2 protein-coding genes are annotated in these 606 nt (G+C 70.3%); both read left to right on the forward strand.

Annotation, left to right across the window (positions count from 1 at the left end; all coding sequences use genetic code 11):
- Positions 1-73 precede the first annotated feature (73 nt).
- The gene (locus tag A5780_RS43190; RefSeq protein WP_369829541.1) at positions 74-496 is read left to right on the forward strand and encodes a hypothetical protein; all 423 of its coding nucleotides are present in this window, start codon (positions 74-76) and stop codon (positions 494-496) included.
- A partial coding sequence (locus A5780_RS43195; RefSeq protein WP_156769509.1) for a hypothetical protein occupies positions 421-606 on the forward strand: 186 nt, incomplete at its 3' end. The genes A5780_RS43190 and A5780_RS43195, both read left to right, overlap by 76 nt.

Genomic DNA, 606 nt, shown 5'->3' on the forward strand with positions numbered 1-606 from the left:
ACCGCTCGAAACCGCTTCCGAGGCAGCCGATCACGAACCGGAGATCTACCCGTGGAAGGCCGCTCCATCGCATCTGAAGACCCGCCGCCAGCTCCGGGCGGCGGGCCTGGCCCCCGGAGGCCATGCCCCGGTCGCGCAGACCGAAACCCGCCGCCGTGGCCGGCGACTGCTGGCCTACCTCTACGACGCACGACTGGCGGTACCGAAACGCACCGCCAGCCCGGCGCAGCTGCTCGCGGTCGCCAAAGCCATCCGCGAGCACCAGGCCCGCGCCGCCGAGCGCCACGGCTACGACCGTGACGAGCTCACCACCACCGAAGCCCCAGGTCCGGGCTGGAGGCCCGCGCCGCCCGCGCGCGAATCCAGCGTGATTACGACAAGGCCCGCGCCCACGGCACCGGCGCGGTGGAAATGCTCGATGTGGCAATCGATCACCAGCTCGGATACGCCGCCGAGAATCTGCAGCAGATCGCGTGGGGCAACCGGTGGTCGCTGACGGGATCGCTGGCCGAGGCGCTGACCTGGCACGAGAACTCCGAGATCGCGGCCGAGAAACTCGACGAGCTGCGGAACGCTTTCGCCGACCAGTGGGGTGTGGTCATCGAC

Origin of the sequence: Nocardia sp. 852002-20019_SCH5090214, assembly GCF_001665865.1 — a bacterium.
In the GTDB taxonomy this organism is placed as follows: domain Bacteria; phylum Actinomycetota; class Actinomycetes; order Mycobacteriales; family Mycobacteriaceae; genus Nocardia; species Nocardia nova.